This is a genomic window from Streptomyces sp. NPDC005963 (assembly GCF_040638655.1).
GTDB lineage: Bacteria > Actinomycetota > Actinomycetes > Streptomycetales > Streptomycetaceae > Streptomyces.
Genome location: NZ_JBEXVD010000010.1, coordinates 173,245 through 199,276 on the forward strand (window position 1 = coordinate 173,245; position 26,032 = coordinate 199,276).

The window sequence follows — 26,032 nt, forward strand, 5'->3', positions numbered from 1 at the left end:
GGGGACAGCCGGACCTTGACGGCCCGCACCGAGCTCCGGCTCAGTGGCGGGCCGTCACCGTTCCCTCCACCGCGAACAACTCCTCCTCGACGTGGTCGAGCGCGAGCCTGAGAGCCCCCGTCGCCACGGCCGCCTCACCGAGGAGGGAGAGCGTCACCCGCGGGGGCCGGAGGCAGTAGCGCGCCAACTCGTCGCGCAGCGGATCCAGCACCCCGTCCAACCCCGCGGCCCAGCCCCCGACCACCACGACCTCGGGATCGAGTGCCAGGACCAGCGCCGCCACATCGTGGACCAGTCGCTGGATGAAGCGCTCCACGGCCGCCTGAGCCCGGAAGTCGCCCTGCCGCGCCAACGCGAACACATTGGCCACCGCCTGCTCGTCCAGGGGGTGCAACGGCTCGTCGGTCGGCGACAGCAGTTTCTCCGGCGAGACCTCGCGACCCAATAGGTGCAGAGCTCCGATCTCACCGGCCGCACCACCGAACCCGCGGTGCAACCGGCCGCCGATCAGCGATCCGGCACCCGGGCTGAGGCCCGCGAGGACGAAGACGATGTCGTCCGAATCCTTGCCGGAGCCCTTCCAATGCTCGGCCACCGCCGCGGCGTTGGCATCGTTCTCCACCAGCACCGGGCAGCGGAACGAGCGTTGGAGCCGCTGCCCCAACGCCAGCCCGGTCCAGCCGGGCAGCGCCGTGCCCAGTCGTACGGTGCCGTCCGCCTCCACGATGCCGGGGGAGCCGACACCGACCGCGCGCAAGCTGGTGCGGGCGATCCCCGTTCGACGCAGCACGTCCGCGATCACCAGTCGCACCCGCTCCAGCCGATCGTCCGCGGACGCCGTCTCCGAGACCTCTCGGGAACCCGCACCGATGATGCGGCCGTCCAGCCCGGAGACCAACGCGGCCACCCGGTGGGGGCCGATCTCGACACCGAGGAGGTGCCCGGCCTCGACGCGGAACCGGAACCGTCTCGCGGGCCTGCCCTGACGTCGTGCCTCGCCCTCCTCGGGAACCGACTCGGCGACCAGTCCCGCTTCGATGAGCCCTTCGATCACACCCTCGACCGTCGGCCGTGACAGGCCGGTGACGCGCGTGAGATCCGTCAGCGTCGGAGAGCCCGCGCCTCGCAGAGCATGGAGTACCACCGCGGAGTTGATCCGCCGCAGCAGCGACGGATCACCGCCGGTCAGCCGCCCCACCATGTGTCCTTCCAGCCCTCACTCGTGCAGTTCGGGCGCGTGTGTCTGCCGGATCGTACTCGTTGGCCGAACGACGTGCACGATTGCTGCGCAGGCTGCAACGCAGCGCGTTCGTTCCCTGACCAACGGACACCATCGGGGCGGTGTCGTCCCGGGTCGAAGCTCCGCACCGGACCGGGCGCGAGGCGACCTCCGCAAGCCTGTCCGCACCTTCGTCACGGATCCCCGGCGCCTGCCGGCGGCAGCGATCCGGGAGGACGGCTACCACCTCGGAACGCTGCGCCGGCCGCAGGAGTGCCCCGGCGGCGCAGGGGCACTCCAAGGGGGCGACTCCTTCGAGTTCAGTCCTCGGGCCCGAGCTCCGCGGCCTCGCGCAGTACGGCGTACTCGTCGGCCATGGCCGCGGTGCTCCAGTGCGCGTTGAGACCACTGGGGTTGGGCAGTACCCAGATCCTGGTGGTGCCGATCGTCCGGTCCTGCCGCCCCACCCGCGCGGAGCGCTCGTCGAAGGCCGTCCGGTACGCCATGACCCCCACCACCGCGAGCCAGCGGGGTTCCAGCCGCTCCACCTTGGCCGTCAGCAGCCGTCCGCCCGCCACGTACTCCTCACGGGTCAACTCGTCGGCCCGCGCGGTCGCCCGCGCCACCACATTGGTGATCCCGAGGCCGTGGGCGAGCAACTCCCGCTGCTCCGCCGGCTGCAACTGGCGCGGAGTGAATCCGGAGCGATGCAGCACGGGCCAGAACCGATTGCCGGGACGGGCGAAGTGATGACCGGTCGCCGCCGACATCAGTCCCGGGTTGATGCCACAGAAGAGAACGGACAGACCGCCCGCGACCACGTCGTCGATGACGCGGTCGCGGGCGGCCTCCAACTCGTCGGGGGTCAGAGGATCGACCCCGGGGCGTAGCCTGCGGCCTCCGGGTGACGCTTGACGATCTCCTCGATCCGCGCGACCACCTGGGCCACCTGGTCGGCGGCGGCACCCGTGAAGGACAGCTTGTCCGCCATCAACGCGTCCAGTTCGCTGCGGCTCAGCGGAATGCGCTCGTCGGCGGCGAGCTTGTCGAGGAGCTCATTGCGCTCCGCACCCTGCTCGCGCATGGCGAGTGCCGAGGCCACCGCGTTCTCCTTGATCGCCTCGTGGGCGACCTCCCGGCCCACCCCGGCCCGCACCGCACCCATCAGCACCTTGGTGGTGGCCAGGAACGGCAGATAGCGGTCCAGCTCCCGGGCGATGACCGCCGGGAAGGCGCCGAACTCGTCCAGCACGGTCAGGAAGGTCTCCAACAGCCCGTCGAAGGCGAAGAAGGCGTCCGGCAGGGCCACCCGACGCACCACGGAACAGGACACGTCGCCCTCGTTCCACTGGTCGCCCGCCAGTTCCCCGGTCATCGAGGCGTAACCGCGCAGGATCACCATCAGACCGTTCACCCGCTCGCAGGAGCGCGTGTTCATCTTGTGCGGCATCGCCGACGAACCGACCTGGCCCGGCTTGAAGCCCTCGGTGACCAACTCGTGGCCGGCCATCAGACGAATCGTCTTGGCCATCGAAGAGGGGGCAGCGGCCAGCTGTACCAGCGCCGTGACCACCTCGTAGTCGAGCGAGCGCGGGTAGACCTGACCGACCGAGGTGAACGCCTGGGAGAAGCCCAGGTGGCCGGCGATCCGCTGCTCCAGGTCGGCGAGCTTGCCGGCATCGCCGCCGAGCAGGTCGAGCATGTCCTGTGCGGTGCCGACCGGGCCCTTGATCCCGCGCAGCGGATAGCGCTCCAACAGGTCTTCCAGCCGCCCGTAGGCCGCCAGCAGCTCATCGGCGGCCGTGGCGAAACGCTTCCCGAGCGTGGTGGCCTGCGCTGCGACGTTGTGGGAACGACCGGCGAGCACCAGCTCCGCGTACTCGGCGGACAGCTTGCCGAGGCGGGCGAGGACGGCGACCGTGCGGTCGCGCATCAGCTCCAGTGACAGCCTGATCTGGAGCTGCTCCACGTTCTCGGTGAGATCGCGCGAGGTCATGCCCTTGTGGACCTGCTCATGGCCGGCGAGGGCGTTGAACTCCTCGATCCGCGCCTTCACATCGTGGCGGGTGATCTTCTCCCGCTCGGCGATCGACGCCAGGTCGACCTGGTCGAGGACGCGTTCGTAGTCGGTCAGGGCCGCGTCGGGGACCTCGATGCCGAGGTCCTTCTGAGCGCGCAGCACGGCGAGCCAGAGCTGACGCTCCAGCTTCACCTTCTGTTCGGGGGACCACAGGGCGGCCAGCTCTACCGAGGCATAGCGGCCGGCCAGGACATTGGGGATGCGGGGCTTCGCAGACACAGCAGTCACACGGCCTGATTCTACTGGCGGTTTGTGCAGGCCAGCGCCCCGGCCTCGGTTGTACGTTGCTACGAACGCCCCCACACCTGTTCGGGCGCCCCCGCTCAGGACCGGGGCGGTTCGTAGGGCAGGAGATCGGGGCGCTTCGCGGAGCGCCCGTCGCCGGACGAGCGACCGGTCAGCCGGCGGCCGATCCAGGGCCCCAGGTGCTGCTGGGCGAAGCGGAGATCAGCCGTACGGCGCACTGCCCAGCGGGTGGGCGGCACGGGTGCCAGGGGCGTTCGCCAATCGTCCTCGGGGTCAAGACCCAGGGTCTGGGCGACCGCCTCCGCCACACGGCGATGTCCCTCCGTCGTCAGGTGCAGCCGGTCCACGTCCCACAGCCGTGGGTCGCCGAGCGCGCCGGAGCCGTAGAGGTCCACCACCAGCGCGCCGTGCCGGGCCGCCAGGGTGTCGATGTGGGCGAACAGCATCTCCATGCGCGGACGGAATCTGGCCAGCACGGGACCCTGGCGTCCCGGGCTGTGCATCAGCACCAGACGTCCACACGCCGGGGCGAGCCGCTCCACGGCCTCCTCCAGCAGTCCGCATACCCGCCCCATGTCGCACTTCGGCCGCAGGGTGTCGTTGAGGCCGCCGACCAGGGTCACCACGTCCGCGCCCATGGCTGCGGCCACCCCGACCTGCTCGTCGACGATCTGGCCGATCAACTTGCCGCGCACGGCGAGGTTGGCGTACCGGAACCCGTCCCTGCGCAGGGCGAGCCGGGCCGCGAGGAGGTCCGCCCAGCCGCGGTAGCTGCCATCCGGCTGGAGGTCGGACATGCCCTCGGTGAAGGAGTCACCGATGGCGACAAAACTTGTGTAATGGGCACTCATCTCCATGGCGCAGCAATACTACCGTCCGGTAGAGCGCGGTCGGCTGACCGAACGCACCACGCTGCCGCTCCACCGGGCGTCCGGAGGAGCGGGCACGGGAACGGCCCCGATCCCTGTGGATCGAGGCCGTCGCCGCTGTTCTCCCCCGGTCAGTCCTGGGCGCCCACCAGCTCACGGAGGACGTCCTCCATGGTCACCAGGCCCTCGGGCCGACCGTCCTCGTCGAGGACCGCCGCCAGATGGGTGCGGCTGCGCCGCATCGCCGTCAAGGCGTCGTCCAGCGGAGTCGTGCCCCGCACCCGGGCGATCGGCCGCATCGCCGTCACCGGGAACGCGACCTCGCGCGGGGTGGCGTCCAGGGCGTCCTTCACATGGAGGTAGCCCAGGATGTTGCGCCCCGTGTCGATCACCGGGAAGCGCGAGAAGCCCGACTCGGCGGAGAGCGCCTCCAGCTGTTCGGGCGTGGTGCCCACCCGTGCGTACACGACCTGCTCGACCGGCATGATCACATCGCGCACCGGCCGTCGGCCCAGTTCCAGGGCGTCCCGCAACCGCTCGGCCGAGCGGTCGTCCAGCAGACCGGCGTCACCGGCGTCCCGCACCATCCGGGCGAGCTCGGCATCCGAGTACGTCGCCGCGACCTCGTCCTTGGCCTCCACCCGCAGGAGTTTGAGCAGGGTGTTGGCGAAGGCGTTGATCGTGAAGATCACCGGGCGCAGCGCCTTGGCGACGGCCACGAGCGGCGGGCCCAGCAGGAGGGCGCTGCGCGTGGGCTCGGCCAGTGCGATGTTCTTGGGCACCATTTCGCCGAGCAGCATGTGCAGGTACGTCGCCAGCGATAGTGCGATCACGAACGAGATCGGATGCACGGCCCCGTGGGGCACCCCGAGCGAGTCGAACACCGGCTCCAGCAGATGGGCGATGGCCGGCTCGGCCACGATGCCGAGGATCAACGTACAGAGGGTGATGCCCAGCTGTGCCGCCGCCAACAGTGCCGACACGTGCTCAAGGCCCCAGAGCACACTGCGGGCCCTGCGGTCGCCCGCCTCGGCGGCCGGCTCGATCTGGCTGCGGCGCACCGAGATCAGGGCGAACTCGGCACCCACGAAGAACGCGTTGACCACGAGGGTCGCCAGGCCGATGAGGAGTTGGATCGCGATCATCGTCCGGTCTCCTCGGGGCGCTGGGAGTTCGATTCGTCCACGGTGTGGGTGGTCTTCTCCCTGCGGTCAGCGCCAGCGACGGCGTGCGGGTCTTCGGGGGCCTCGGTGTCCGATGAGGGCAGCGGGGCGTGCATCAGCACCCGAGCGGCCCGTCGTCCGGAGGCGTCCACCACATCGAGCCGCCAGCCCTGGAGGTCGATGCGGTCGTTCTCCGCCGGAATGCGACCGAGCTCGGTCGCGATGAGACCGGCAAGGGTCTCGTACGGGCCTTCGGGCACCCGCAGACCGACGCGCTCCAACTGGTCGGTGCGCGCGGCACCGTCCGCGGACCAGAGCGATCTGCCGTCCGCGTCATGGCCGGCTGCGGCGAGGTCCGGCGTCTCGTGCGGATCGTGCTCGTCCCGCACTTCGCCGACGACCTCCTCGACGATGTCCTCCATGGTGACCACGCCGGCCGTACCGCCGTACTCGTCGATGACGACGGCCATGGTCGACTTGCCGCCCAAGCGGTCCATCAGTCGGTCCACGGTGAGTGTCTCCGGTACGAGGAGGGGCTCCCGCAGCACTTCGGAGACGCTTCGCCGCGCACGCTGGTCGGCGGGTACGGCCAGTACGTCCTTGATGTGTGCGATGCCGACGACCGTGTCCAGGTTTCCGCGGTAGACGGGGAAGCGGGAGAGGCCGGTGGCGCGGGTGGCATTGGCCACGTCCTCGGCGGTGGCCTGCACCTCGAGCGCCGTGACCTGGACCCGCGGGGTCATCACGTTCTCCGCGGTGAGGTCGGCGAGGTTCAGGGTGCGCACGAACAGTTCGGCGGTGTCCGCCTCCAGCGCGCCTTCCTTGGCGGAGTGGCGTGCGAGCGCCACCAGCTCCTGGGGGCTGCGCGCCGACGCCAGTTCCTCGGTCGGTTCCATCCCGAGCCGCCGCAGGATGCGGTTCGCGGTGTTGTTGAGGTGGCTGATGAGCGGCTTGAAGGCGGCCGTGAACAGTCGCTGCGCCGGGGCGACGACCTTGGCCACGGCCAGCGGGGACGAGATCGCCCAGTTCTTGGGGACCAACTCGCCGACGACCATCAGGACGACCGTGGAGAGCGCGGTACCGAGGACCAGGGCCACGGACGACGCCACGGACGGGGAGAGGCCGAGGTCCTCCACCGGACCGCGGATCAGCTTGGAGATGGAGGGCTCGGAGAGCATGCCGACGACCAGGTTGGTGACGGTGATGCCGAGCTGTGCGCCGGAGAGCTGGAAGGTGAGGCCGCGTACGGCCTTGAGGGCGCTGGCCGCGCCTCGCTCGTTGCGCTCGACGGCGCGTTCCAGATCGCTGCGCTCGACGGTGGTGAGGGAGAACTCTGCCGCGACGAACACTCCGCAGGCCAGCGAGAGCAGCACTGCCACGAACAGGAGGAGCACTTCGGTCATCGGGTCACCTCCGTCCCATGATCGGGCAGGGGCAGGAGGAACGCTCGATGTCTACTACTGGGAGGCTCGCCCATGGATGGACGCTCACACCTTTCCTAAGGAGATTGATGGTCCACCCATGGTAAAGGATCGGCAAAACCGCTCGATGAATAGGTGGCTGGCGGACTCAGTCGCCGTTGGCGGACCATGGGTAGGGCTTCACCCAGCGTCGCCAGTGGTCCTCACGTTGGTACCCGGCCGCTGCCCAAGCATGCTGAGCCCGCTCATTGGCTTCCAACACCATAGCGTCGCCGCGCCGCCCGCCCGCTGCCAGGAAACGCACCTCCGCCGCCTCCAGCAGTGCGGAAGCGATTCCCCTGCGGCGGTGGGCGGGGAGCACGGCGAGCCGGTAGAGCGAGCAGCGCCAGCCGTCGTACCCGGCGATCACCGACCCCACGAGGACGCCGTCCCACTCGGCGAGGATCAGCGCCTCGGGGTCCCGGGTGATCAGCCGGGTCACTCCGGCCACGTCGTCGGTGATGCTCGTGCCCTCGGCGGCTTCGGCCCAGAAGGCGAGCACGGCCTCCGCATCCTCCGCCCGAGCGGTTCGTATCCCCAACCCGGTGGGGGCGTCACGGTCGATCGCTGAAGTCATGGGCAGGAGCCAAACACGGCACGGTCGCCGGTTGCCACCACCTTTTCGCGGATCACCGCTGGTCACACCAAGTCACTCCTGAGCAGCGCGGTCGGTGCGGTCGCCGCGGATCATGTGGGTTCCACCGCGACCCCGTCCCGGGGTCGGTGCGTCCGCGGGGCCGCTCACGACAGGACGGGGCAGTCTCCCCCGGGTGTGTCCGACCCGTGTTCGTACGGCTGGGACGCGTGGCCCGTACGGGTGAACGACCTCAGCCGTTCCAGGACCGTTCCTCACGCCGATGGATTCGAGGAGAGTAAGTGGCCCACGGTGTCGGTGGACGTCCGTCGGAGGTCGCGTACGCGGGGTCGGGTGTAGGGGGCACCTGCTCGGGTCGACCGTTCTGCTTGCGGGTGCTAGCAGAACCGCGCTAGCTTTTTGTCATGGCCAAGACCCAGTTGAACGTGCGCGTGGACGAATCCACCGCACAGGCCGCCCGCGACCGGGCCCAACAGCGCGGGATGAGCGTCAACCGCTACATCGAAGAGCTGGTCCGGCAGGACGCGGGGGAGGCGGGCCGCACCTTCGTGGAGGCCGCAGCCGACTTCATGAAGCGCTATGCCGCCGTCTTCGCGGAGGACCCGGGCGACGGCGTCGCCGCCTCGACCAAGGACGTCCAGGGCTTCGAGGAACCGCCTTCCGATCGCCGTCCCACCACAGGGAGCGATCCCCACCCGAGACCCACCACCCCCGGTTCGGCCGCCACGCGCACCCCGACCGGGTACGGCCCCACCGCGGACGAAGGCACGCGTTGACCCTTCAGATCGACCTCGCCTGGCTGTTGATGGTCGCCGAGTACCGGACCCCGGGCGACCCCCAAGTCACCGACTGGGGCGCGCTCGTCGCCGCCGTCAGCCGCCATGAGGCCGAGATCTTCGGCATCCCCGTGTACAGCGACCCGCACACCCGTGCCGCCTCCCTGCTCCAACTGCTGCTCCACGTGCCGGCTCTGGAACACTCCAATGCGCTGTACGCATCCGCCGTCGCCTACGGCTATCTCGTGGCCAGCGGGGAACAGGTCGACGCCTCCCCCGAACGGGTGCGCGATCTGGCCCGGCTCGTGAAGTCGGGCAAGGCGGACGTCCGGGTGATCGCCGACGAGCTTCGCCTGTGGAGCAGTTGACGGCCGCCGCGACCCCCTCCGGGCGGCATCGGCCGGCCGTTCGCCTCACGGGTTGTGCGCGACCCCCAGCACACAGGGCGACGTCGGAGCCGCGATCCCGCGCTCAGGCACCCGCAACCGTTCGTACCGGATGCCCCTGAAGCCTGCGTCCTCCAGTGCGGCAACCGTGTCCCGTGCGGTGTGACAACCGCCGAAGAGGCGGGGCCAGACCGTACGGTCCAGCGCTCGCTGCACCCGTGCAGCCCCGGCCGTCCTCGCCAGCCCGTGCTCGAAGAACCGCAGTTCACCGCCGGGGCGCAGGACCCGACGCACCTCGCGGAGCGCCCGCGGAACGTCCCGTACCGAACAGAGCACCAGGGACATCACGGCCGCGTCGAAGGACTCGCTGTCGACGGGCAGCGCCTCGGCCACTCCGGGCACCACCTCCACCGGCACCCCGGTGCCGTCCGCTGCCCGCAGCGCCAGGGCCCGCAACGAGCCTTCCGGTTCAAGCGCGACCACCTCACCGACGGTGGCCGGATAGTGCGGGAAGTTCAGTCCGTTGCCGGCGCCGATCTCGATCACCCGACCCGACAGGGAGGCCAGCAACTCCGCACGGATGCCCGCGATGCCTGCCGACTTGTCGGCGGCCACGCTGAACCGGGCGTAGAAGCGAGCGAACAGCGGGTGATGGACAGTGATGGGGGATACGTCGGTACGCGGACTCATCACGGCCTCCCGGTGAAAGGTCCCCGCTCCCTATTCTCCTCCACCCTGGACGAAACAGAACTCGTTCCCCTCCGGATCGGCCAGCACCTGGAACCGCCCCGCCGCATCGGCGACGACCTCACCCAGCCGAACCGCACCCAGGGCGACCGCCTCATCCGAAGCCGCCTCCACGGTCCCGGCCGACAGATCGAGGTGGAGCCGGTTCTTGACCGCCTTGCCCTCGGGTACCCGCTGGAAGGCGACGCGCAGCGAGCCGGGCGGATCCACGAAGGACCAACCCGGGTCACGGTCCACCGGGTCACCGCCGAGCAGTGCGGCCCAGAACCGCACCAGCCGGGCCGGGTCATGACAGTCGATGACGATCTCTTCGATCCGTGCTCGCATCCGGCCAGCGTAGGACCATGGCGCGCCGACCGAATGTTCGCCGCGACCGCGGTGCCGAGGTTCCGGACGGGGGTTCGGCTTCTCACGAAGGCAGGGACGTCAGCCCGCCGTCGACGCGAGTGCCCTCTCGTCCCACACCCCGCCGAGCCGGGGAGCCAGCCAGCGGGTGGCCTGCGCACGGAAGTCCACCGGCCGCAGTTGCCCCGCCCGCTCCGGGACCGCACCGAGCAGCGGAGCGCCCGCCACCTGCGGCAGGTCCTGCACATTGCAGCGCGCGGCCAGATCGGGTCGGTGCGGCCAACTCCCCACGACGACCCCCAGCTGCGCTATGCCGCGGGCCGCGAGGGCCTCAGCGGTCAGTGCCACGGAGTTGAGGGTTCCGAGGCCCGCGGGCGCCACGACCAGCACGGGCGCGGAGAGGAGTTTCGCCGCATCGGCGAGCGTTCCGCCGTCCTCGTCGAAGCGCACCAGCAGCCCACCGGCACCCTCCACCAACACCAGGTCGAAGTCGTCGGCCAACTGCCGCACCGCCGCGACCGTCTCATCGGGCCGGACGCCCTTCACCCCGGCGCGCCGCGCGGCCGTGGCCGGAGCCAGTGGTTCGGCGAAGCGCGCCAACTCAATGCCGTGGACCCCGCCACCGAGCCGGCTCACCTCGTCGAGATCGCCCGGCTCGGTCGCCGACACGCCTGTCTGGGCGGGTTTGACCACGGCGACGCGTTGGCCCCGGGCCCGTGCGACGGCGACCAGTGCAGCGGTGACGACGGTCTTTCCGATCTCGGTCCCCGTGCCGGAGACGACGATGATGCCCATAGCGGTGGCAGTGGCTCTCTCTCGGTGGTGCGGTCGTACGACCGTGCGAACGATACGGCGCGCACCCGGGCGTGCCGTGGGGAGGGGAGCCCGGAGCTGGGGAACCGCTCCCGGGCCCCCGGGGTGCCCCGCCGGTCCTATCCCGCTGCTGCCGCCTCGCACAGGGCGGTGCACACCCGGGCGAGGTCCTCGTCGCCCGTGACGTACGGCGGCATCGCGTACACCAGATCGCGGAAGGGGCGCAGCCACACCCCCGCCCGGACGGCGGCGGCGGTGGCCGCGGCCATGTCGACCTCATGATCGAGTTGGATCACACCGATGCCGCCGAGCACCCGGACGTCCTTGACGCCCGGTGCTCCTTCGGCCGGTGCCAGCCCCGCCCGCAGGCCCGATTCCAACCGGCGTACCTCGCTCCGCCAGTTCTGGGCGAGCAGCAGGTCGATCGAGGCGTTCGCCACCGCGGTGGCCAGCGGATTGCCCATGAACGTCGGGCCGTGTGCCAGGACCGGAACCTCTCCCTGGGAGATGCCTTCGGCGACCCGGCCGGTGCATAGGGTGGCCGCCATCGTCAGATAGCCGCCCGTCAGGGCCTTGCCCAGGCACATCACATCCGGCGAAACCCCTGCCCACTCGGCCGCGAAGAGTTCGCCCGTCCGCCCGAAGCCGGTGGCGATCTCATCGAAGACCAGCAGTACGTCATGCGCGTCGCAGGCGTCCCGCAGCACCCGTAGGTACTCGGGGGAGTGGAACCTCATGCCCCCGGCACCCTGCACCACGGGCTCCACGATCACCGCGGCGAGTTCATCGGCGTGCCGGGCGATTAGCGTGCGCAGGCCATCCGCGTACGCCTCCTGGAACTCCTGCGGTGGCGCGCTGGCGAAGATCTGCTCCGGCAGCGCACCGGACCAGAGGTGGTGCATTCCGCCCTCGGGATCGCAGACCGACATCGGCTGCCAGGTGTCGCCGTGGTAGCCCCCGCGCCAGGTCAACAGCCGTCGCTTGGCGGGTCGGCCCACGGAACGCCAGTGCTGGAGGCACATCTTCACCGCGACCTCGACCGAGACCGAGCCCGAGTCGCAGAGGAAGACGTGCCGCAGCGGCTCGGGGGTGATCTCGACGAGCCGGGTGGCCAGCCGGACGGCGGGCTCGTGGGTCAGCCCGCCGAACATCACATGGCTCATCCGGCCCAGTTGGTCCTGGGCCGCCGCATTGAGGTCGGGGTGGTTGTAGCCGTGGATCGCCGACCACCACGACGACATGCCGTCGATCAGTTCGCGCCGGCCGTGCGCGGGTTCGGCCAGCCGAAGACGCACGCCGGACGCCGATTCCACGACCAGGGGGTCGGTCCTTCCGGGCATGGGACCGTACGGGTGCCAGACATGGGCCCGATCCAGTGCCACCAGGTCGCTCGCCGACAGCGGCCCGGAGGAGGGTTCGAACGGAAGGGGCTCAGGCATTGGGCGCGAGATCCGTGCCGGCGCCGCGTCGGCGGACGGTGACCAGGTCGGTGCGCGGGGCCGGTGCTCCGGCCGGATCCTCCTGGACTGCCGGCGGCTCGGCCGCGCTCGGCGTTCCGCCGCATCCCGTGGCCGACCCTTCGGTCTGCGGCCCCGCGTCGCCGCAGACCGAACCGCAGCCGCCCGCCCGGTGCTCGGGCAGGGTCGTCGTGCCCGCGCCCTCCACCTCGAAGCCGGCGTCCGCGATCATGTCCAGATCCGCCTTGCCGGCCTGGCCCTCACTCGTCAGATAGTCCCCGAGGAAGATCGAGTTCACCAGGTGCAGGGCGAGCGGCTGGAGGGACCGCAGATGGACCTCACGTCCGCCCGCGAGGCGCACCTCCACGTCGGGGCAGACGAAACGGACCATGGCGAGGATGCGCAGGCAGCGCTGCGGGGTGAGGTTCCACTCCTTCGCCAGGGGCGTGCCCTCGAACGGGATGAGGAAGTTGACCGGCACCGAGTCGGGGTCGAGTTCCCGCAGTGCGAAGACCACGTCGACCAGGTCCTGATCGCTCTCGCCCATGCCGGCGATGAGACCGGAGCACGCCGACAGGCCCGCGGCCTGGGCCTGCTGCACGGTGTCCACCCGGTCCTCATAGGTGTGGGTGGTGGTGATCTGTCCGTATGTGCCTTCGGACGTGTTGAGGTTGTGGTTGTAGGCGTCCGCCCCCGCGTCCCGCAACCGCTCCGCCTGGCCCTGCGACAGCAGGCCGAGACAGGCGCAGACCTCGACGTCCTCGTTCTGCTCCTTGATCGCCTCGATGGTCCGGGAGACGCGGTCGACGTCCCGGTCGGTCGGACCCCGTCCGCTCGCGACCAGACAGACCCGCTTGGCGCCGCCCGCGACGCCGGCAGCCGCCGCCCCCGCCGCCTCGTCCGGCTTCAGCCAGGTGTACTTGAGGATCTCCGCCTTCGACCCGAGCCGCTGCGAACAGTACGAGCAGTCCTCCGGGCAGAGCCCCGACTTGAGGTTGACGAGGTAGTTCAGCTTCACCCGGCGGCCGAACCACTGGCGGCGCACATGGCCGGCTGCGGCCACCACGTCGAGCAGCTCGTCGTCCGTGGACGACAGTACGGCGAGGGCCTCTTCACGGGTCGGCAGCTCGCGCCGCAGCCCCTTGTCCACCAGCGTCTTCAGCAGGTCCATGGCGTTAGATCCTGACGTACGGGAGCGCCGGGGGGAAAGGCCGAACCCCACAAGAGACCCTGGCCGAGGTGTGTGCATGACCACACTCGTTCCTGGTGGGAGCGCGGTTAGGGTCTGTGCGCTGCCTACAAAAGGGCCCACGCAACGGCCTAGGTCGTGTCCGCAAAGTCCCGCCTGTCTATCGTGCCCTGGCACGCACTCCCCCTGTGCCTGACGGCACGGGAGGTACCCCCACGCTGCGTTGTCGTCAGTCGCCAATGGCCCCCTGTGCCTGACGGCACGGGAGGTGCCCCCTCCGCATTGGCTCCTTCCTCCGCCTTGCGACGTGGGGGTACCTCCCCGGCCGAAGGCCGAGGGGGAGCACCAGACCCCGCCAGACCCGCCCTCCGGGCGGACAACGCTACTTTGCGGACACTCCCTAGCGAAGGACCCGACCGCCATGACCACTCAGGACCCGTTCGGCTGGATCGAAGAAGAGTTGCTCGGCCGGGAGCGCGCGGGGCTGGTCCGCACGCTCCGCCCCCGGGCCGTCGACGCCGACCTGGTGGACCTCGCGGGCAACGACTACCTGGGCCTCACCCGCCACCCCGAGGTCATCGGGGCCGCCGCGGCGGCGGCGCGCCGCTGGGGCGCGGGCGCCACCGGGTCGCGCCTGGTCACCGGTAGTACCGAACTCCACGCCGAACTCGAAGCCGCCCTCGCCACCTTCTGCGGATTCGAGGCGGCGCTCGTGCTCTCCTCCGGCTATGCCGCCAATCTGGCCGCGCTCACGGCACTGACCGCACGCGGTTCGCTGGTCGTCTCGGACGCTGGCAACCACGCCTCCATCGTCGACGGCTGTCGACTCTCACGGGCGCATACCGTCGTCGTGCCCCACGCGGACCCCACGGCGGTGCGCACGGCGCTGGCGGAGCACGGACCGGGGCGGGCCCTGGTGGTCACCGACGCCGTGTTCTCCGTGGACGGGGACGCCGCACCCCTCGCCGCCCTCGCAGCGGTCTGCCGCCCGCGTGGTGCCGCCCTCCTCGTCGACGACGCCCACGGTCTGGGCGTACTGGGCGCCGGCGGTCAGGGAGCGGTGAGTGCCGCGGGGCTCGCGGGTGAGCGCGGCGTGGTCGCCACGGTCACCCTGTCCAAGGCCCTCGGCAGCCAGGGCGGTGCGGTCCTCGGCCCCGTCGACGTCATCGCCCATCTGGTCAACACGGCACGCAGCTTCATCTTCGACACGGGACTCGCGCCCGCAGCGGTCGGGGCCGCGCTGGCGTCCCTGCGACTGCTGGAGGGGACGCCGCAACTGGCGGGTCGGGTGCGTACGGTCGCCGGGACCCTGCACCGTCTGCTGACGGAACGGGGTCTGACGGCCGTACGCCCCGACGCCGCCGTGGTCTCCATCAAGGCGCCGTCGCCGCGGTCGGCGGTGGAGTGGGCGGCCGAGTGCCGAAGGGCGGGTCTCGCGGTGGGCTGCTTCCGTCCGCCGTCGGTCCCGGACGGTGTCTCTCGGCTCAGACTGACGGCTCGCGCCGATCTGACCGATGAGCAGATCGCCTGGGCGGTGGACACGATCGCGCGGACCGCTCCGCTTCGCGCACGGGCCGCCGTCAGTTGATGCTGTCCGCCTCCACGGCGATCAGGAACCGGTACCACGCCTGCGGGGAGAAGTGCAGTGCTTCACGGGCCACGTCTTTGGAGTCCCGTACGGAAAGGGTGCGATCGGGCAGCCGGGCGGCTTCGACGCAGTTGTTGGCCGCCGTGCTGTGACTGCTGCGTCGCCAGGCTAAGCCGGGGTGGTCGATGTGATGGGACATGGAGCCTCCCTAGGCACCGGCACGGATGCCGGCGATGAGATCCAAGGATTCGACCGGCGACAGGGCGAGCGTCTGCATCGTTGCGAACGCGGTCCCGTACACCGCCAGATCCTCTGCCCGTTCGACGTGAAGGCTACTCGCGAGATGGTCGAGAACGACCACATCCAGATCAGAAGTGGTCGAGAAAGAGAAGATAACGAAAGAACCGGCCAGGCCCACGTACTCCCCGGCCGAAAACGGCATGACCTGGACCTGGATGTGGGGGAGGGCGGCCCAGTCCGCCAGCACCCGCAGTTGGGCCTTCATCACCCGGGTGCCGCCGATCTCACGCCGTAGCGCGGCCTCGTCGAGGATCACGCTCAGCTGGAGCGGATCCGCTCGCCGTAGCACCGCCTGACGGGTCATCCGCACGTGGACCAGTTGGTCCACGGTGGTCTCGGGCAGCTCTTCCAGGGTCGCCCGGGTGATCGCCCGGGCGTACTCGGCGGTCTGGAGCAGTCCTGGCACCACGGAGGTCTCCATCGACCGCACGCGGTTCGCCTGGGACTCCAGACTGATGAAGTCGCGGTACTCGGGCGGAAGCACGCTGCGGTAGGCGTGCCACCAGCGTCCGCCGCCCCCGTCGGCCGCACCCGCCAGGGTCTCCAGGAGGGTGCGCAACTGAGGGTCGGTCACCGCGTAGAGGTCGAGCAGGAGCCGTACGTCGTCCGGTTTGACGCCGCTGGCCCCCGTCTCGATGCGGCTGACCTTCGACTGGTGCCAGTCGGCCAGCTCGCCGGCGCGACGGCTGGTGAGCCCGGACGCCAGGCGCAGCTTGCGGAGCTCTTCGCCCAATTGACGGCGGCGCACCACGGGTCCTTGACGCATGGCCGTTCCTTCCGGTTGATCTGTCGGGGCCGTGTGGTCCGCCCGAGATCAAAGTGCCTGCGGGGCGCAAAATACGGTCTCGCGTCGCAGAGTTCACCGCTTTGAGCGACAGATATATGCATATCTTGGGGGATCGGCCCCCCTCGCGGCACGATGAGTGGCACTCTGACGGCAGCGCAATCCGTGGCCGCTCAAGCATCCCTCCGCTTTGAGCCGGAGCCCGGCCGCGATGGGAAAGGGAAGCATCGCCATGGCAGATCACCAGGAAGCATCCGTCACTCTGCCGAGCGATCCCGCCTCGGTGTCGGTGGCGCGGAAGTTCGCCATCGACATCGTCACCGAATGGGGCCTGCCGGCCCGGAGCGGCGAAGTGGACACGGTCCGGCTGATCGTCTCGGAGCTCGCCACCAACGCCGTGCAGCACACGTTCGGTCAGTCGCCCACCTTCACGCTGCATCTGAGGCTGGCGCGCGAGGAGGAGCTCAGGGTCGGGGTGACGGACAGTCATCCGCGCTGGCCGCAACGGCTGCCCGCCGCGGTACGCCAGGACAACGGCCGGGGCATGGTGATCGTGCGCACGCTCATGGCGGAGTTCGGTGGAAAGTTGCACGTCACTCCGACGGACGAGGGTGGCAAGACCGTGTGGATCGCCCTTCCCTGGACGGCTGCGGTACGCGGTTGACACCGTCCGGCGGCAGCTGAATTCGACTGTGGTTCGGGGTTCGTGTCGGGTCGTTGACCCGATGGGGCTCCGCGCCGACCGCCGGGGGCCACACCCGGGGCCGGCGCGGATCGAGTACCAGGACTCAGCGCGAGATCGTCACCCCACGCGGCCGTACTTGACCTTCTTGGACCAGATCTTGTCCAACTTCACCCAGGACCCGGTCTTGGGTGAGTGCCAGATCTTCCCCGCACCCGCATAGATGCCCACGTGGTAGACGTTGCTTCCGGAGTAGAAGAACACCAGGTCGCCGACCTGACGCGCGGACGCCGAGATGCGGCGCGTCTTGTTGTACTGCTGTTGTGCGGTACGGGGGAGCTTCTTGCCGGCCTTCTTGTACGAGTAGAGCGTCAGCCCCGAGCAGTCGAAACGGGACGGTCCTACTGCGCCGTACTTGTAGGGGGCGCCCTTCTTGGATGCCGCCACCTTCAGTGCCTTGCCCGCGTGACTCGACGCGGCGTGTGCCTCGGGTGTGCCGCCCGGTACGAGCAGCGAACCTCCGAGGGCGGCGAGGGTGAGGGCGGAAACCGCCCCCGCCCGACCCAGCAGGAACGGGACGTTTTTCTGCGCACTCATGCGCAACCCTTCGTCAGCCGCCTGTGAAGGATGACCTGTCGGGTTCGGGCGGACGAAGGTGCCCGGCCGCACGATGCGGCTTCACCCCAAGGAACGTCCGGAACTTCCGGGCGCCCCGTACTGCTTGGGTCCTCCACTCCTGCCGAAGCACTCCTGTCGACCAGTCGCCCCGGCGGCGGCAGGACTCGGCGTCCGCCCGGGCTGCCCCGCCGAGGTGACGGGGGCTTGTCGTCCCAGGGATCTTGACCCACGCCCTGTCAAATTGCCGAGCGGAAACGGCGATATGTGAGTTTTCACACCATTGGTCTGATCGGGTGGACATGGTCGAAGGGAGAACGGCCCTCGACAGGTGAGGATGCCCGTACCAGCACCGGAATAAGGCATTCCGTTCGACGCGTCATCGTTAGACGCAACTCGACCGTAACCGCTGGCCCTCCGGCGCGTACATCAAATGGGGTAGCTCAACCACTACTCCTTTGGCGGTTGACGGTTCGAAGTGAAGCTGTCAGCCCCTCGGTCGCTCAGTCGTCGTCACGTCTTCGGGTCTCGCGGCGGGGGCACGATCACGCGGAGGGATCTGCGTTCGCCGTCCAGGACCCGCAGTGCGCGGGCCAAGGTCCGTGCATGGACGTCGCTCTCGCCGCGCTGGTGCATCAGGGTCAGTGCGTCCCTGAGCGCAACCGCCCGGCTGACCAGCGCTTGTGCGGCCCGCAGCGCTCCATAGGTATGGGTGGAGCGGGCGGGGTTGATGCGTCCCAGTTGGTCCACCGCGGCGAGATAGGCGTCGATGAACTCACCCTCGGCGCGGGTGAGGGCCGGCAGCGGCGGCAGTTCAGGAACCATCGCGATCACCGGGTTCCAGGCCGGGACGGGGAGGCCCCGCGCTGACTGATGATCTGGTCGACGAATCCGTACTCCCGGGCGGCTGCTGCCGTGAAGAAGGCGTCCCGCTCCAGGTCCCGCGCGATCCGCTCCGCAGGCTGGCCGGTGTGGCGTGCCAGCAAGGCGGTGGACTGCGCCCGCCACCGCAGGAGTTCCCGTACCCGGAGATCCAGGTCGCACGGTTGGCCTTCCCAACCGGCGTCCGTGGACGGCTGTTCCAGGACGACCCTGGCGCCGGGCAGGGCCAGACGCCTGCCGGGCGTGCCGGAGGCGAGCAGGAGGGCGGCGGTGGAGACCGCCTGGCCGAGGCAGACGGTCTCCACTTCGCAGATCACGGTCTGGATCGTGTCGTAGATCGCGGTCATCGCACTGTGCGGGCCGCCGGGGGAGTTGATGTACAGCGAGATGTGGCGGTCCGGATCGGCGTGCTCCAGTTGGAGGAACTGTGCGATGACGTCGTTGGCCGCGGCGTCGTCGACACGGGTCCCGAGGAAGACGATGCGCTCCTCCAACAGCTTTGCGTACGGGTCCAGGGTGCGGATGCCCCGGTCGGACCGCTCGGTGAACTCGGGCAGGACGTAACGGGCGTTGGGGCTGTTGCGGTGGCTCTCCATGGGATGCCTCTCCCGGTCTCAACGAGTCTCGACCTGGAAAAATGTACAGGACGTACGTTATTGCGGAAGGGTTCACTGCGGGCCAGATGAGTGGAAAGGCTTCCGGGGAGCCCTTGACCTGGACTTCGACCGGCCCTGGTCTCTCATGGCAGGGCGTGGCGCGCCGACTAAGCTGGGCCCATGGCCTACGAGATCCCGGTGACGCAAGCCCGCGCGGAGCTGGCTGAACTGATCAACCGTGTCGTCTACGGCGGTGAGCGCGTCGTCGTGACCCGGCACGGGAAACCGCTCGTGGCGCTGGTGTCAGCGGCGGATCTGGAGCGTCTCGAAACCCCAGCGGCGCAGGCGGAGGGCGAGGAGGCCCCGGTGATCAGCTCGGTGTCCTCGGTGGGTGGCACCGGGACCCGTTCGTCAGAGCGCGGAAGCTACGGCCTCACTGCGGAGCACCGCCGCCCGGGCGTCCACGGCTGACGCGCCCGTCGGCCCGGATCGCCACTAAGCGCCCGTCGGCCCCGGATCGCCACTATGCGGGCTGCCGGAACCCGTCCATCGAATGCGGCGGTGTACCCGGAGACGCCCACGCAGTGGTGCGTCCCGCGAACGAGCCGACGTCTCACTCCCCCCGGCGCGCCGCCTTCTTCGCCTCTTCCGCCTCGGCCTTGACGTCGGCCGCGTACCGGTCCACGTACTCCTGCCCGGACAGCTCCAGGATCGCGTACATGATCTCGTCGGTGATGGCGCGGATGGCTGCCTTCTGGTTCTCCAGGCCGGCGTAGCGCGAGAAGTCCAGGGGCTCCCCGAACCGCACGGTCACCCGCTTGATCTTGGGGAGGACCTGGCCGGGCGGCTGGATCTCGAAAGTGCCCACCATCGCGCAGGGGATGACCGGGACCCCGGCCGTCAGAGCCATCACCGCCACCCCCACCTTCCCCTTGTACAAGCGGCCGTCGTGCGAGCGGGTTCCCTCCGGGTAGATACCGAGGAGTTCCCCCTTGCCGAGCACCCCGAGCCCCTCCCGGATCGCCGCGCGGCCGGCCTCCTTGCCGGAGCGGTCGACCGGAATCTGCCCCGCGCTGTGGAAGAACGCCGCGGTCAGCCGCCCCCTGAGGCCGGGACCTGTGAAGTACTCGGCCTTCGCCAGAAAGGTGATCCGGCGCTTGAGGATCGCGGGCATCAGGAAGTGGTCCGAGAACGACAGATGGTTCCCCGCGACGATGGCCGCACCCTCTTCGGGCACGTGCTCAAGCCCCTCGATCCTGGGGCGGAACAACAGGCGCAGCAACGGCCCGACGATGACGTACTTGAGCACGTAGTAGAACACGGGAGTCCCTATCTGCCGGATCGGCCCTGGAGCCGCGTTCATCGAGGTCATGGGGTGCTGGCCGCTCGATCCCGGGTGCTCCGGGCCGGGTCGCCATCCCAGGTCGGTTGCGGGCCGAGACGAGTGACGGGCAGTCAGACCAGGAGCGCCGGGCGTGCGTCCGCAGGCGACTGCGGCGATCGATCGTAGCCCGCTCATGTGTACCCCGCACCACCCGTGCGGACACTCCGGCACACGTACCGGTCGGGTTCGACCGGCCCGAGGCGCCGCTCACCCGGAGTGATCGGCACGAACCTGCACGGGAGCGGCGAAGCCGCGAGGTGTGATGCCCCACGGCACCCCGATCAGTGACGCGGAGGTGAGGGGCGCTGCCCCTCGGTACACGGCCGCGGCGGGGTGCCGATGTCGCTGTCCGACGACGGCCCGACCGTCAGAGATGCGTCGTGCGTCCCTGTGGGGTCGGTGCGGGCGGTTCATGCACTCCTGGACGTCGCCATCCCGATGGTCACCAGCCCCAGCACCACCCAGCCGAACCAGAGCCAGCCGTTGCTGCCGAGCGCGGCGGTGTAGGCGGTCACGATCACCAGCACGACGACCGTGAGCACTGCCATGGATTTCGTCGATTTCGCCGATCCGGACATGCGCCCTCCTTCGACGACCGCGGGGTCTCCCGTCATCGTCACCCGAAGGAGGGGCTCCGCGCTACCGCCGGCGCCCTCACCGGGGCGCTGGGCCCCGGTGCTACGGAGAGGTGGCGTTCTCGCGATCGCCCGCCGTGCCGGTTCCGCTCGCGGTACGGCCCGTACCGCTTCGTGCGTGGAGCGAGGCGAGATAGGCGTTGTACGCCTCCAGCTCCTTGTCCCCGTTACGGTCGGCCGCCCGGTCCGTACGGCGCGCCTGGCGCTCCTCCGAGCGGTACCACTGGAACACCAGCGCGATCAGCACCAGCACGGACGGGATCTCACTGAACGCCCACGCGATGCCACCGGCAGCGTTCTGATCAGCCAGCGCCTCGATGCCCAGCGACGCCGGAGGGTTCTCGTACGCCTTGATCATCGGCTCGCTCGCCATCATCAGGGCGATGCCGAAGAAGGCGTGGAACGGCATTCCCGCGAACAGCTCCAGCATCCTCATGAGGTAGCCCGGCCGGTGCGGGCCCGGGTCCACTCCCATGATCGGCCAGAAGAAGATCAGACCGACGGCGAGGAAGTGCACCATCATCGCGACGTGCCCCGGCTTGGACTCCATGAGGAAGTCGAACAGTGGAGTGAAGTAGAGGCCGTAGAGGCTCGCGATGAAGAGGGGGATGGTGAACACGGGGTGCGTCACGATCCGCATGTAGCGGCTGTGGAGCAGAGCGAGCAACAGCTCGCGCGGGCCCTTGCGGCCCTTGCCCGCGACCGGTAGCGCCCGGAGCGCCAGTGTCACCGGCGCCCCCAACAGCAACACGATCGGCGACAGCATGCTGATCACCATGTGCTGCACCATGTGCACGCTAAACATGACCATGCCGTAGTCATTGAGCTTGGTGCACGTCACCAGGGCCACGCTCAGCACACCGATGACGAAGAACACGGTTCGGCTCACCGGCCAGCGGTCACCGCGCTTGCGCAGCCGCAGCACACCCCAGGCATAGAGGACGAGCGCCAGCACACTGCCCACGAGGAAGAACAGGTCCGGTGAGAACTCCAGGCCACGCCCCAGCGTGAACGGCGGCAGATCCATCATCGTGCCGTGCCCGCTGTGATCCATCCGCCGGCTCCTGATTCGTACTGGGTTGTCCGTTCGCCTGCACCAGAGTAGAACCGCCCCCGGTCGGAGCTTCGACCGGGGGCGGTTCTCTCACGGCGATCGGGTCACAGCACGACCGGAGCCTCGGCGTAGCGGTCGTCGGGGACGGTCTTCAAGGTCTCCACGGCGCTCTTGAGGGGGACCATGACGATGTCCGTGCCCCGCAGTGCGGTCATGTTCCCGAACTCGCCCCGGTGCGCCGCCTCCACCGCGTGCCAGCCGAAGCGGGTCGCGAGCACCCGGTCGTACGCCGTGGGCGTACCGCCGCGCTGTACGTGACCGAGGATGACGGGACGCGCTTCCTTGTTGAGCCGCTGCTCCAGCTCGATCGACAGCTGCCGGGCCACGCCCGCGAAGCGCTCGTGACCGTAGATGTCCTTGCCGCCCTCGTCCCAGCGCATCGAGCCCTCGCGAGGCTTGGCGCCCTCGGCGACCACGACGATCGCGAACCGCTTGCCGGCGTCGAAGCGCTGCGACACCCGCTTGGTGAGCTCCTCGATGTCGAAGGGCCGCTCGGGAACCACGATGGCGTGTGCCCCGGCCGCCATGCCGGAGTGGAGCGCGATCCACCCCGTGTGTCGGCCCATGACCTCGACGATCAGCACCCGCTGGTGGGACTCGGCGGTGGTCTTCAGCCGGTCGAGCGCTTCGGTGGCCACCCCGACCGCGGTGTCGAACCCGAAGGTGACGTCGGTCGAGGCGATGTCGTTGTCGATCGTCTTCGGCACGCCGACGATGGGGAGTCCGCCCTCGGAGAGCAGATGCGCCGCCTTGAGGGTGCCTTCGCCGCCGATCGGGATGATGGCGTCCAAGCCAAGATCGGCGACATGCCCCTTGGCGCGTTCCACACCGTCGCGCAGATGCTCCGGGCGAACCCGGGAAGATCCGAGGATGGTGCCGCCACGGGCCAGAATGCCGCCCACCGCATCGAGGTCGAGCTTGCGGTAGTCACACTCCAGAAGGCCCTTCCAACCGTCGTGGAAGCCGATGACCTCGTCACCGTGGTCAACGACCGCGCGATGCACGACGGAGCGGATGACGGCGTTCAGACCGGGGCAGTCGCCGCCGGAGGTGAGTACACCAATGCGCATTGCCCGAGATACCTTTGCAACGTGGGCCGACTCCCGGACCACGTCGTCCGGTTGTATCACCACCACCCTACCGGCGGGAGGTGGCGAGAATCGAACCGAGCGTCCGAGTGATGGACGGCTCACATCCCACTTGCGTACGAGTGCGGACGTACCACTCGTACGGCGAGGCACGACAGTGCCCGGGGTGCGTTCGCATCCCCGGGCACGGAAATCCTGCGGTTCGTACTGATCACACCGGTTGGGTCGCCGCCGCGATCCGCTCCGCCCGCAGAGCATCGAACCATCGGTCGTCCGTCGGCGGCAGGGCGTTGACATCGAGGGCCAGCTTCAGCAGCAGATCCGCGATCTGCGGATTGCGCGCCATGACCGGGCCGTGCATGTAGGTGCCGAAGACCGTGTCGTTGTACGCGCCTTCGGTGCCGTCACCCGTGCCGTTGCCCCGGCCGATGACCGTACGGGCGAAGGGCCGGGCGGTGGGACCGAGGTGCGTGATGCCCTGGTGGTTCTCGAAGCCGGTGAGCTGCGGCAGGCCGAATCGGGGGTCGATGTCCGCGAGGACGTCACCGACGCACCGCTCACCCTCGCCCCGGGTGGAGATCACGTCGATCAGCCCGAGGCCCGGCTCGCGCTCGCCGAGGTCGTTGATGAACTCGTGGCCCAGGATCTGGTACCCGGCACAGACGGAGAAGATGATCGCCCCGTTGGACGCGGCCCGGGACAGCCCGCCGTCGCGTCGCAGCCGCTCCGCGGCCAGCCGCTGGGGACGGTCCTCGCCGCCGCCGATCAGATAGATGTCGCCGGAGGTGGGGATCGCCTGGTCGCTGCGCACGTCGATGCGCATCACGTCGAGGCCGCGCTGCCGGGCCCGGCGCTCCACGACCAGTGCGTTGCCCTGGTCGCCGTAGGTGCTGAGGAGGTCCGGGTAGACCCAGACCAGCCGCAGGCTGTTGTCGCTCATTCTCATGGGAGTCCTCTGAGGTCCTTCTCCGGTCGGCTACCGGTCTGCCGTGGTCCTGCTCGATCAGTTGCCGACGCGGCGGCGCACGTCCTGGAACGCGGTGTAGTTGGCGATCAGCTCGATGCGTCCGGGCGGGGCGCTGTTCACGGCGTCGTCGACGGTGTCGCACACCCGGAAGTCCAGACCGGCGACCTCAAGACGGACCGCGAGGTCGAGCCGACGGTCACCGATGACGAAGATCGGGTGCCCCGCGAGACGGGTGTAGTCGACGTCCCAGAGCCAGGAGGTGTCCGTACCGTCCGCGCCGCGTGCGTTCACGGAGAGGATCACGGGGGTCGGCGGCGGGTCGATCAGCGAGAACGTCTCCAGCCAACCGGCCGGGTTCTTGGCGAGCAGCAGCCGCAGTTCGCGGTTCATGAAGGTGACCACGTCATAGCGGCCGGCGACCGCCTGCACCGAGTACATCCGCTCCAGGGCCACCTGCGGCGGGACGCCGAAGCAGGCGGCGACCGCCGCGGAGGTGGCTGCGTTGGCCTTGTTGGCGCGACCGGGCAGTTGGAGCCGGATCGGCCAGGCGGACCCGTGCGGGTCCAGGACGTGGTCGCCGCGGAGCACCCAGCTCGGGGCGGGACGGCGGAAGCCGCACTCGCCGCAGAACCAGTCATCGCCGGGGCGCTGCATCACGCCGCCGCAGGACGGGCAGGACCAGGCGTCGTCCTTCCACTCCTGGCCCGCCGCCACCCACACCACATTGGGCGATGAGGAGGCGGCCCAGACGATGAGCGGGTCATCGGCGTTGGCGATGACGATCGCCTTGGAGCCGGCGAGGCCCTCGCGCCACTTCTCGGCGAGCATCCGGGTCTCGGCCGCGCGGTCGAGTTGGTCGCGGGAGAGGTTGAGGAGGGCGATCGCCTTGGGGGTCACGTCCCGGGCGACACCGGCGAGGTACTTCTCGTCGACCTCGATCACACCGAACTTGGAGTCGGTGCCGCCGGCGAGTGCCGAGGTGATGCCGGCGGGCATGTTGGCGCCGAGCGCGTTGGAGACGACCGGTCCCGCGGCCCGGAGGGCTTCGGCGATCAGCCGGGTGGTGGTGGTCTTGCCGTTGGTCGCCGACACGAGAACGACGTCCAGGTGCTGCGCCAGCCGCCCCAGGAGATCGGGGTCGAGTTTGAGCGCGACCCGGCCGCCGATCACCGAACCGCTGCCCCGTCCAGCGGCGCGCGAGACCGCAGCCGCGGCCCTACCGGCCGTCACGGCGAGCTTGGCGCGCGGCGTCAGTGGCTCCGAGTTGCCTGACATCGTCCTTGATCCTCCTTGCATTGGTCCCGCCCAGCCTATCCAGGTCCGGCCGGGCGGCCCTACCGCGGCACCGCCGGTGGTGAGGCCGACTCCCGCCGAACGTACGCTTACCGCCATGCGAAAACGGCTGATCCCCGGCAGTACCGGACGTGTGAGGCCGATGAGTCTCATCGGCGATTCGGTGTTGCACACGCCCTGCGAGAGTGTCACCGACTTCGGTCCGGAGCTGAAGGGGCTCGTCGAGGACATGTTCGCCACGATGTACGCGGCCCGCGGAGTGGGACTTGCGGCGAATCAGGTGGGGGTCGGACTGCGGGTGTTCGTGTATGACTGCCCCGATGATGACGATGTACGCCATCTCGGACATGTCGTCAATCCCACGCTCGTGACGGTGGACGGGATGTTGTTCCGCGGACCCGAGGGTTGTCTGTCGCTGCCGGGTCTTGAGGCGGGCACCGAGCGCTACGACCTCGCAGTGGTCGAGGGGACGACCTGGGACGGCACCCCGGTACGCGTGGAGGGTACGGGCTTCTTCGCCCGCTGTCTCCAGCACGAGTGCGACCACCTGGAGGGCGTGGTGTACGCGGACCGGGTCACCGGGTGGCGTCGGCAGCGGTTGTTGCGTTCGGTGCGCCGGGCACCGTGGGCGCCGACGACGCTTCCGCCGCAGCCCCCGCTGTCGTGAGCGCCCCTTGTCGAGGGGTGCGCCGAGGGCCGGCCCGTGCCGGTTCGCGTCCGGTTCCGGTCGACGCTCCGTAGCCGCGCGGGTCGGTGCCC

General features: G+C 69.7%; 29 protein-coding genes and 1 riboswitch. Of the genes, 6 read left to right on the forward strand and 23 right to left on the reverse strand.

Translation table 11 applies throughout. From position 1 onward, the window contains the following. Positions 1–40: 40 nt before the first annotated feature. From ABZ348_RS16735 to ABZ348_RS16765, 7 genes are all read right to left on the reverse strand, one after another. A complete protein-coding gene (locus ABZ348_RS16735; RefSeq protein WP_358933711.1) occupies positions 41–1,198 on the reverse strand; it encodes an ROK family transcriptional regulator in 1,158 nt (385 codons plus the stop codon). A 341-nt stretch (positions 1,199–1,539) separates the two neighbouring features. Continuing rightward, positions 1,540–2,088: a G/U mismatch-specific DNA glycosylase gene (gene mug / locus ABZ348_RS16740; RefSeq protein WP_358933713.1), complete on the reverse strand. Its 549-nt coding sequence runs from the start codon at positions 2,086–2,088 to the stop codon at positions 1,540–1,542. Next, on the reverse strand, positions 2,085–3,527 hold the full coding sequence (gene purB / locus ABZ348_RS16745; RefSeq protein WP_358933610.1) for an adenylosuccinate lyase: 1,443 nt from the start codon (positions 3,525–3,527) through the stop codon (positions 2,085–2,087). Before purB ends, mug begins: the two co-directional genes overlap by 4 nt. Positions 3,528–3,622: 95 nt before the next feature. Next, entirely contained in the window at positions 3,623–4,402 is a 780-nt protein-coding gene (locus tag ABZ348_RS16750) for an SGNH/GDSL hydrolase family protein (RefSeq protein ID WP_358933612.1), read from the reverse strand. Positions 4,403–4,545: 143 nt separating this feature from the next. Continuing rightward, entirely contained in the window at positions 4,546–5,559 is a 1,014-nt protein-coding gene (locus ABZ348_RS16755; RefSeq protein ID WP_358933614.1) for a hemolysin family protein, read from the reverse strand. Continuing rightward, positions 5,556–6,980 carry a hemolysin family protein gene (locus tag ABZ348_RS16760; RefSeq protein WP_358933616.1) on the reverse strand — a complete coding sequence of 475 codons (1,425 nt, stop codon included), beginning with the start codon at positions 6,978–6,980 and terminating at the stop codon, positions 5,556–5,558. Before ABZ348_RS16760 ends, ABZ348_RS16755 begins: the two co-directional genes overlap by 4 nt. Positions 6,981–7,146: 166 nt before the next feature. Beyond that, entirely contained in the window at positions 7,147–7,614 is a 468-nt protein-coding gene (locus ABZ348_RS16765; RefSeq protein ID WP_358933617.1) for a GNAT family N-acetyltransferase, read from the reverse strand. Positions 7,615–8,036: 422 nt separating this feature from the next. Between ABZ348_RS16765 and ABZ348_RS16770 the strand changes: the two genes are divergently transcribed. Next, entirely contained in the window at positions 8,037–8,408 is a 372-nt protein-coding gene (locus ABZ348_RS16770; protein WP_358933619.1) for a toxin-antitoxin system HicB family antitoxin, read from the forward strand. Next, entirely contained in the window at positions 8,405–8,776 is a 372-nt protein-coding gene (locus tag ABZ348_RS16775) for a fic family toxin-antitoxin system, toxin component (RefSeq protein ID WP_358933621.1), read from the forward strand. Before ABZ348_RS16770 ends, ABZ348_RS16775 begins: the two co-directional genes overlap by 4 nt. 45 nt (positions 8,777–8,821) lie before the next feature. Here the strand turns inward: ABZ348_RS16775 and ABZ348_RS16780 are convergent, their stop codons facing one another. The 5 genes from ABZ348_RS16780 to bioB all read right to left on the reverse strand — a co-directional run bounded on the left by ABZ348_RS16780 (position 8,822) and on the right by bioB (position 13,327). Then, positions 8,822–9,484: a class I SAM-dependent methyltransferase gene (locus ABZ348_RS16780; protein ID WP_358933623.1), complete on the reverse strand. Its 663-nt coding sequence runs from the start codon at positions 9,482–9,484 to the stop codon at positions 8,822–8,824. Between the two features lie 30 nt (positions 9,485–9,514). Further along, complete coding sequence (locus tag ABZ348_RS16785) at positions 9,515–9,868, reverse strand: VOC family protein (RefSeq protein WP_358933625.1); 354 nt, start codon at positions 9,866–9,868, stop codon at positions 9,515–9,517. A gap of 99 nt (positions 9,869–9,967) precedes the next feature. Further along, positions 9,968–10,681 (reverse strand): dethiobiotin synthase, encoded by a 714-nt coding sequence (gene bioD, locus ABZ348_RS16790; RefSeq protein ID WP_358933627.1) that lies wholly within the window; start codon positions 10,679–10,681, stop codon positions 9,968–9,970. A 137-nt stretch (positions 10,682–10,818) separates the two neighbouring features. Beyond that, on the reverse strand, positions 10,819–12,138 hold the full coding sequence (locus ABZ348_RS16795) for an adenosylmethionine--8-amino-7-oxononanoate transaminase (RefSeq protein ID WP_358933629.1): 1,320 nt from the start codon (positions 12,136–12,138) through the stop codon (positions 10,819–10,821). Beyond that, complete coding sequence (gene bioB / locus ABZ348_RS16800) at positions 12,131–13,327, reverse strand: biotin synthase BioB (protein ID WP_358933631.1); 1,197 nt, start codon at positions 13,325–13,327, stop codon at positions 12,131–12,133. Before bioB ends, ABZ348_RS16795 begins: the two co-directional genes overlap by 8 nt. Before the next feature lie 439 nt (positions 13,328–13,766). Between bioB and ABZ348_RS16805 the strand changes: the two genes are divergently transcribed. Further along, positions 13,767–14,933 (forward strand): 8-amino-7-oxononanoate synthase, encoded by a 1,167-nt coding sequence (locus ABZ348_RS16805; RefSeq protein WP_358933633.1) that lies wholly within the window; start codon positions 13,767–13,769, stop codon positions 14,931–14,933. On the opposite strand, the gene ABZ348_RS16810 is transcribed toward ABZ348_RS16805, so the two are convergent. Beyond that, positions 14,926–15,132: a DUF397 domain-containing protein gene (locus ABZ348_RS16810; protein WP_358933634.1), complete on the reverse strand. Its 207-nt coding sequence runs from the start codon at positions 15,130–15,132 to the stop codon at positions 14,926–14,928. The genes ABZ348_RS16805 and ABZ348_RS16810 overlap by 8 nt on opposite strands. Positions 15,133–15,141: 9 nt before the next feature. Next, positions 15,142–15,999, reverse strand: a complete 858-nt coding sequence (locus ABZ348_RS16815; protein WP_358933636.1) for a helix-turn-helix transcriptional regulator — start codon at positions 15,997–15,999, stop codon at positions 15,142–15,144. Positions 16,000–16,249: 250 nt separating this feature from the next. Between ABZ348_RS16815 and ABZ348_RS16820 the strand changes: the two genes are divergently transcribed. Then, positions 16,250–16,681 (forward strand): ATP-binding protein, encoded by a 432-nt coding sequence (locus tag ABZ348_RS16820; protein WP_358933638.1) that lies wholly within the window; start codon positions 16,250–16,252, stop codon positions 16,679–16,681. 138 nt (positions 16,682–16,819) lie between these two features. Here the strand turns inward: ABZ348_RS16820 and ABZ348_RS16825 are convergent, their stop codons facing one another. The 3 genes from ABZ348_RS16825 to ABZ348_RS16835 all read right to left on the reverse strand — a co-directional run bounded on the left by ABZ348_RS16825 (position 16,820) and on the right by ABZ348_RS16835 (position 18,792). After that, positions 16,820–17,296, reverse strand: a complete 477-nt coding sequence (locus ABZ348_RS16825) for a C40 family peptidase (RefSeq protein ID WP_358933640.1) — start codon at positions 17,294–17,296, stop codon at positions 16,820–16,822. A 2-nt stretch (positions 17,297–17,298) separates the two neighbouring features. Further along, a riboswitch (cyclic di-AMP (ydaO/yuaA leader) is annotated at positions 17,299–17,456 on the reverse strand. 371 nt (positions 17,457–17,827) lie between these two features. Continuing rightward, positions 17,828–18,139, reverse strand: a complete 312-nt coding sequence (locus ABZ348_RS16830; RefSeq protein ID WP_358933642.1) for a hypothetical protein — start codon at positions 18,137–18,139, stop codon at positions 17,828–17,830. Between the two features lie 5 nt (positions 18,140–18,144). Continuing rightward, complete coding sequence (locus ABZ348_RS16835) at positions 18,145–18,792, reverse strand: ATP-dependent Clp protease proteolytic subunit (RefSeq protein WP_358933644.1); 648 nt, start codon at positions 18,790–18,792, stop codon at positions 18,145–18,147. A gap of 180 nt (positions 18,793–18,972) precedes the next feature. Between ABZ348_RS16835 and ABZ348_RS16840 the strand changes: the two genes are divergently transcribed. Continuing rightward, positions 18,973–19,263 carry a type II toxin-antitoxin system Phd/YefM family antitoxin gene (locus tag ABZ348_RS16840; protein WP_358933646.1) on the forward strand — a complete coding sequence of 97 codons (291 nt, stop codon included), beginning with the start codon at positions 18,973–18,975 and terminating at the stop codon, positions 19,261–19,263. 142 nt (positions 19,264–19,405) lie between these two features. Here the strand turns inward: ABZ348_RS16840 and ABZ348_RS16845 are convergent, their stop codons facing one another. The 6 genes from ABZ348_RS16845 to ABZ348_RS16870 all read right to left on the reverse strand — a co-directional run bounded on the left by ABZ348_RS16845 (position 19,406) and on the right by ABZ348_RS16870 (position 25,255). Continuing rightward, the gene (locus tag ABZ348_RS16845) at positions 19,406–20,113 is read right to left on the reverse strand and encodes a lysophospholipid acyltransferase family protein (protein WP_358933715.1); all 708 of its coding nucleotides are present in this window, start codon (positions 20,111–20,113) and stop codon (positions 19,406–19,408) included. A gap of 473 nt (positions 20,114–20,586) precedes the next feature. Further along, positions 20,587–20,754 carry a hypothetical protein gene (locus tag ABZ348_RS16850; RefSeq protein ID WP_358933648.1) on the reverse strand — a complete coding sequence of 56 codons (168 nt, stop codon included), beginning with the start codon at positions 20,752–20,754 and terminating at the stop codon, positions 20,587–20,589. A gap of 100 nt (positions 20,755–20,854) precedes the next feature. Continuing rightward, positions 20,855–21,865 carry a cytochrome c oxidase assembly protein gene (locus tag ABZ348_RS16855; RefSeq protein WP_358933650.1) on the reverse strand — a complete coding sequence of 337 codons (1,011 nt, stop codon included), beginning with the start codon at positions 21,863–21,865 and terminating at the stop codon, positions 20,855–20,857. A 104-nt stretch (positions 21,866–21,969) separates the two neighbouring features. Beyond that, positions 21,970–22,995, reverse strand: coding sequence for a 6-phosphofructokinase (locus ABZ348_RS16860; RefSeq protein ID WP_358933652.1), 1,026 nt, complete (start codon positions 22,993–22,995; stop codon positions 21,970–21,972). Positions 22,996–23,224: 229 nt separating this feature from the next. Then, positions 23,225–23,953, reverse strand: coding sequence for a glutamine amidotransferase (locus tag ABZ348_RS16865; protein WP_358933654.1), 729 nt, complete (start codon positions 23,951–23,953; stop codon positions 23,225–23,227). 63 nt (positions 23,954–24,016) lie between these two features. Next, positions 24,017–25,255 carry a MurT ligase domain-containing protein gene (locus ABZ348_RS16870; RefSeq protein ID WP_329015168.1) on the reverse strand — a complete coding sequence of 413 codons (1,239 nt, stop codon included), beginning with the start codon at positions 25,253–25,255 and terminating at the stop codon, positions 24,017–24,019. Positions 25,256–25,370: 115 nt separating this feature from the next. On the opposite strand from ABZ348_RS16870, the gene def reads away from it, so the two are divergent. Continuing rightward, a complete protein-coding gene (gene def, locus ABZ348_RS16875) occupies positions 25,371–25,940 on the forward strand; it encodes a peptide deformylase (protein ID WP_358933656.1) in 570 nt (189 codons plus the stop codon). Positions 25,941–26,032: the final 92 nt, after the last annotated feature.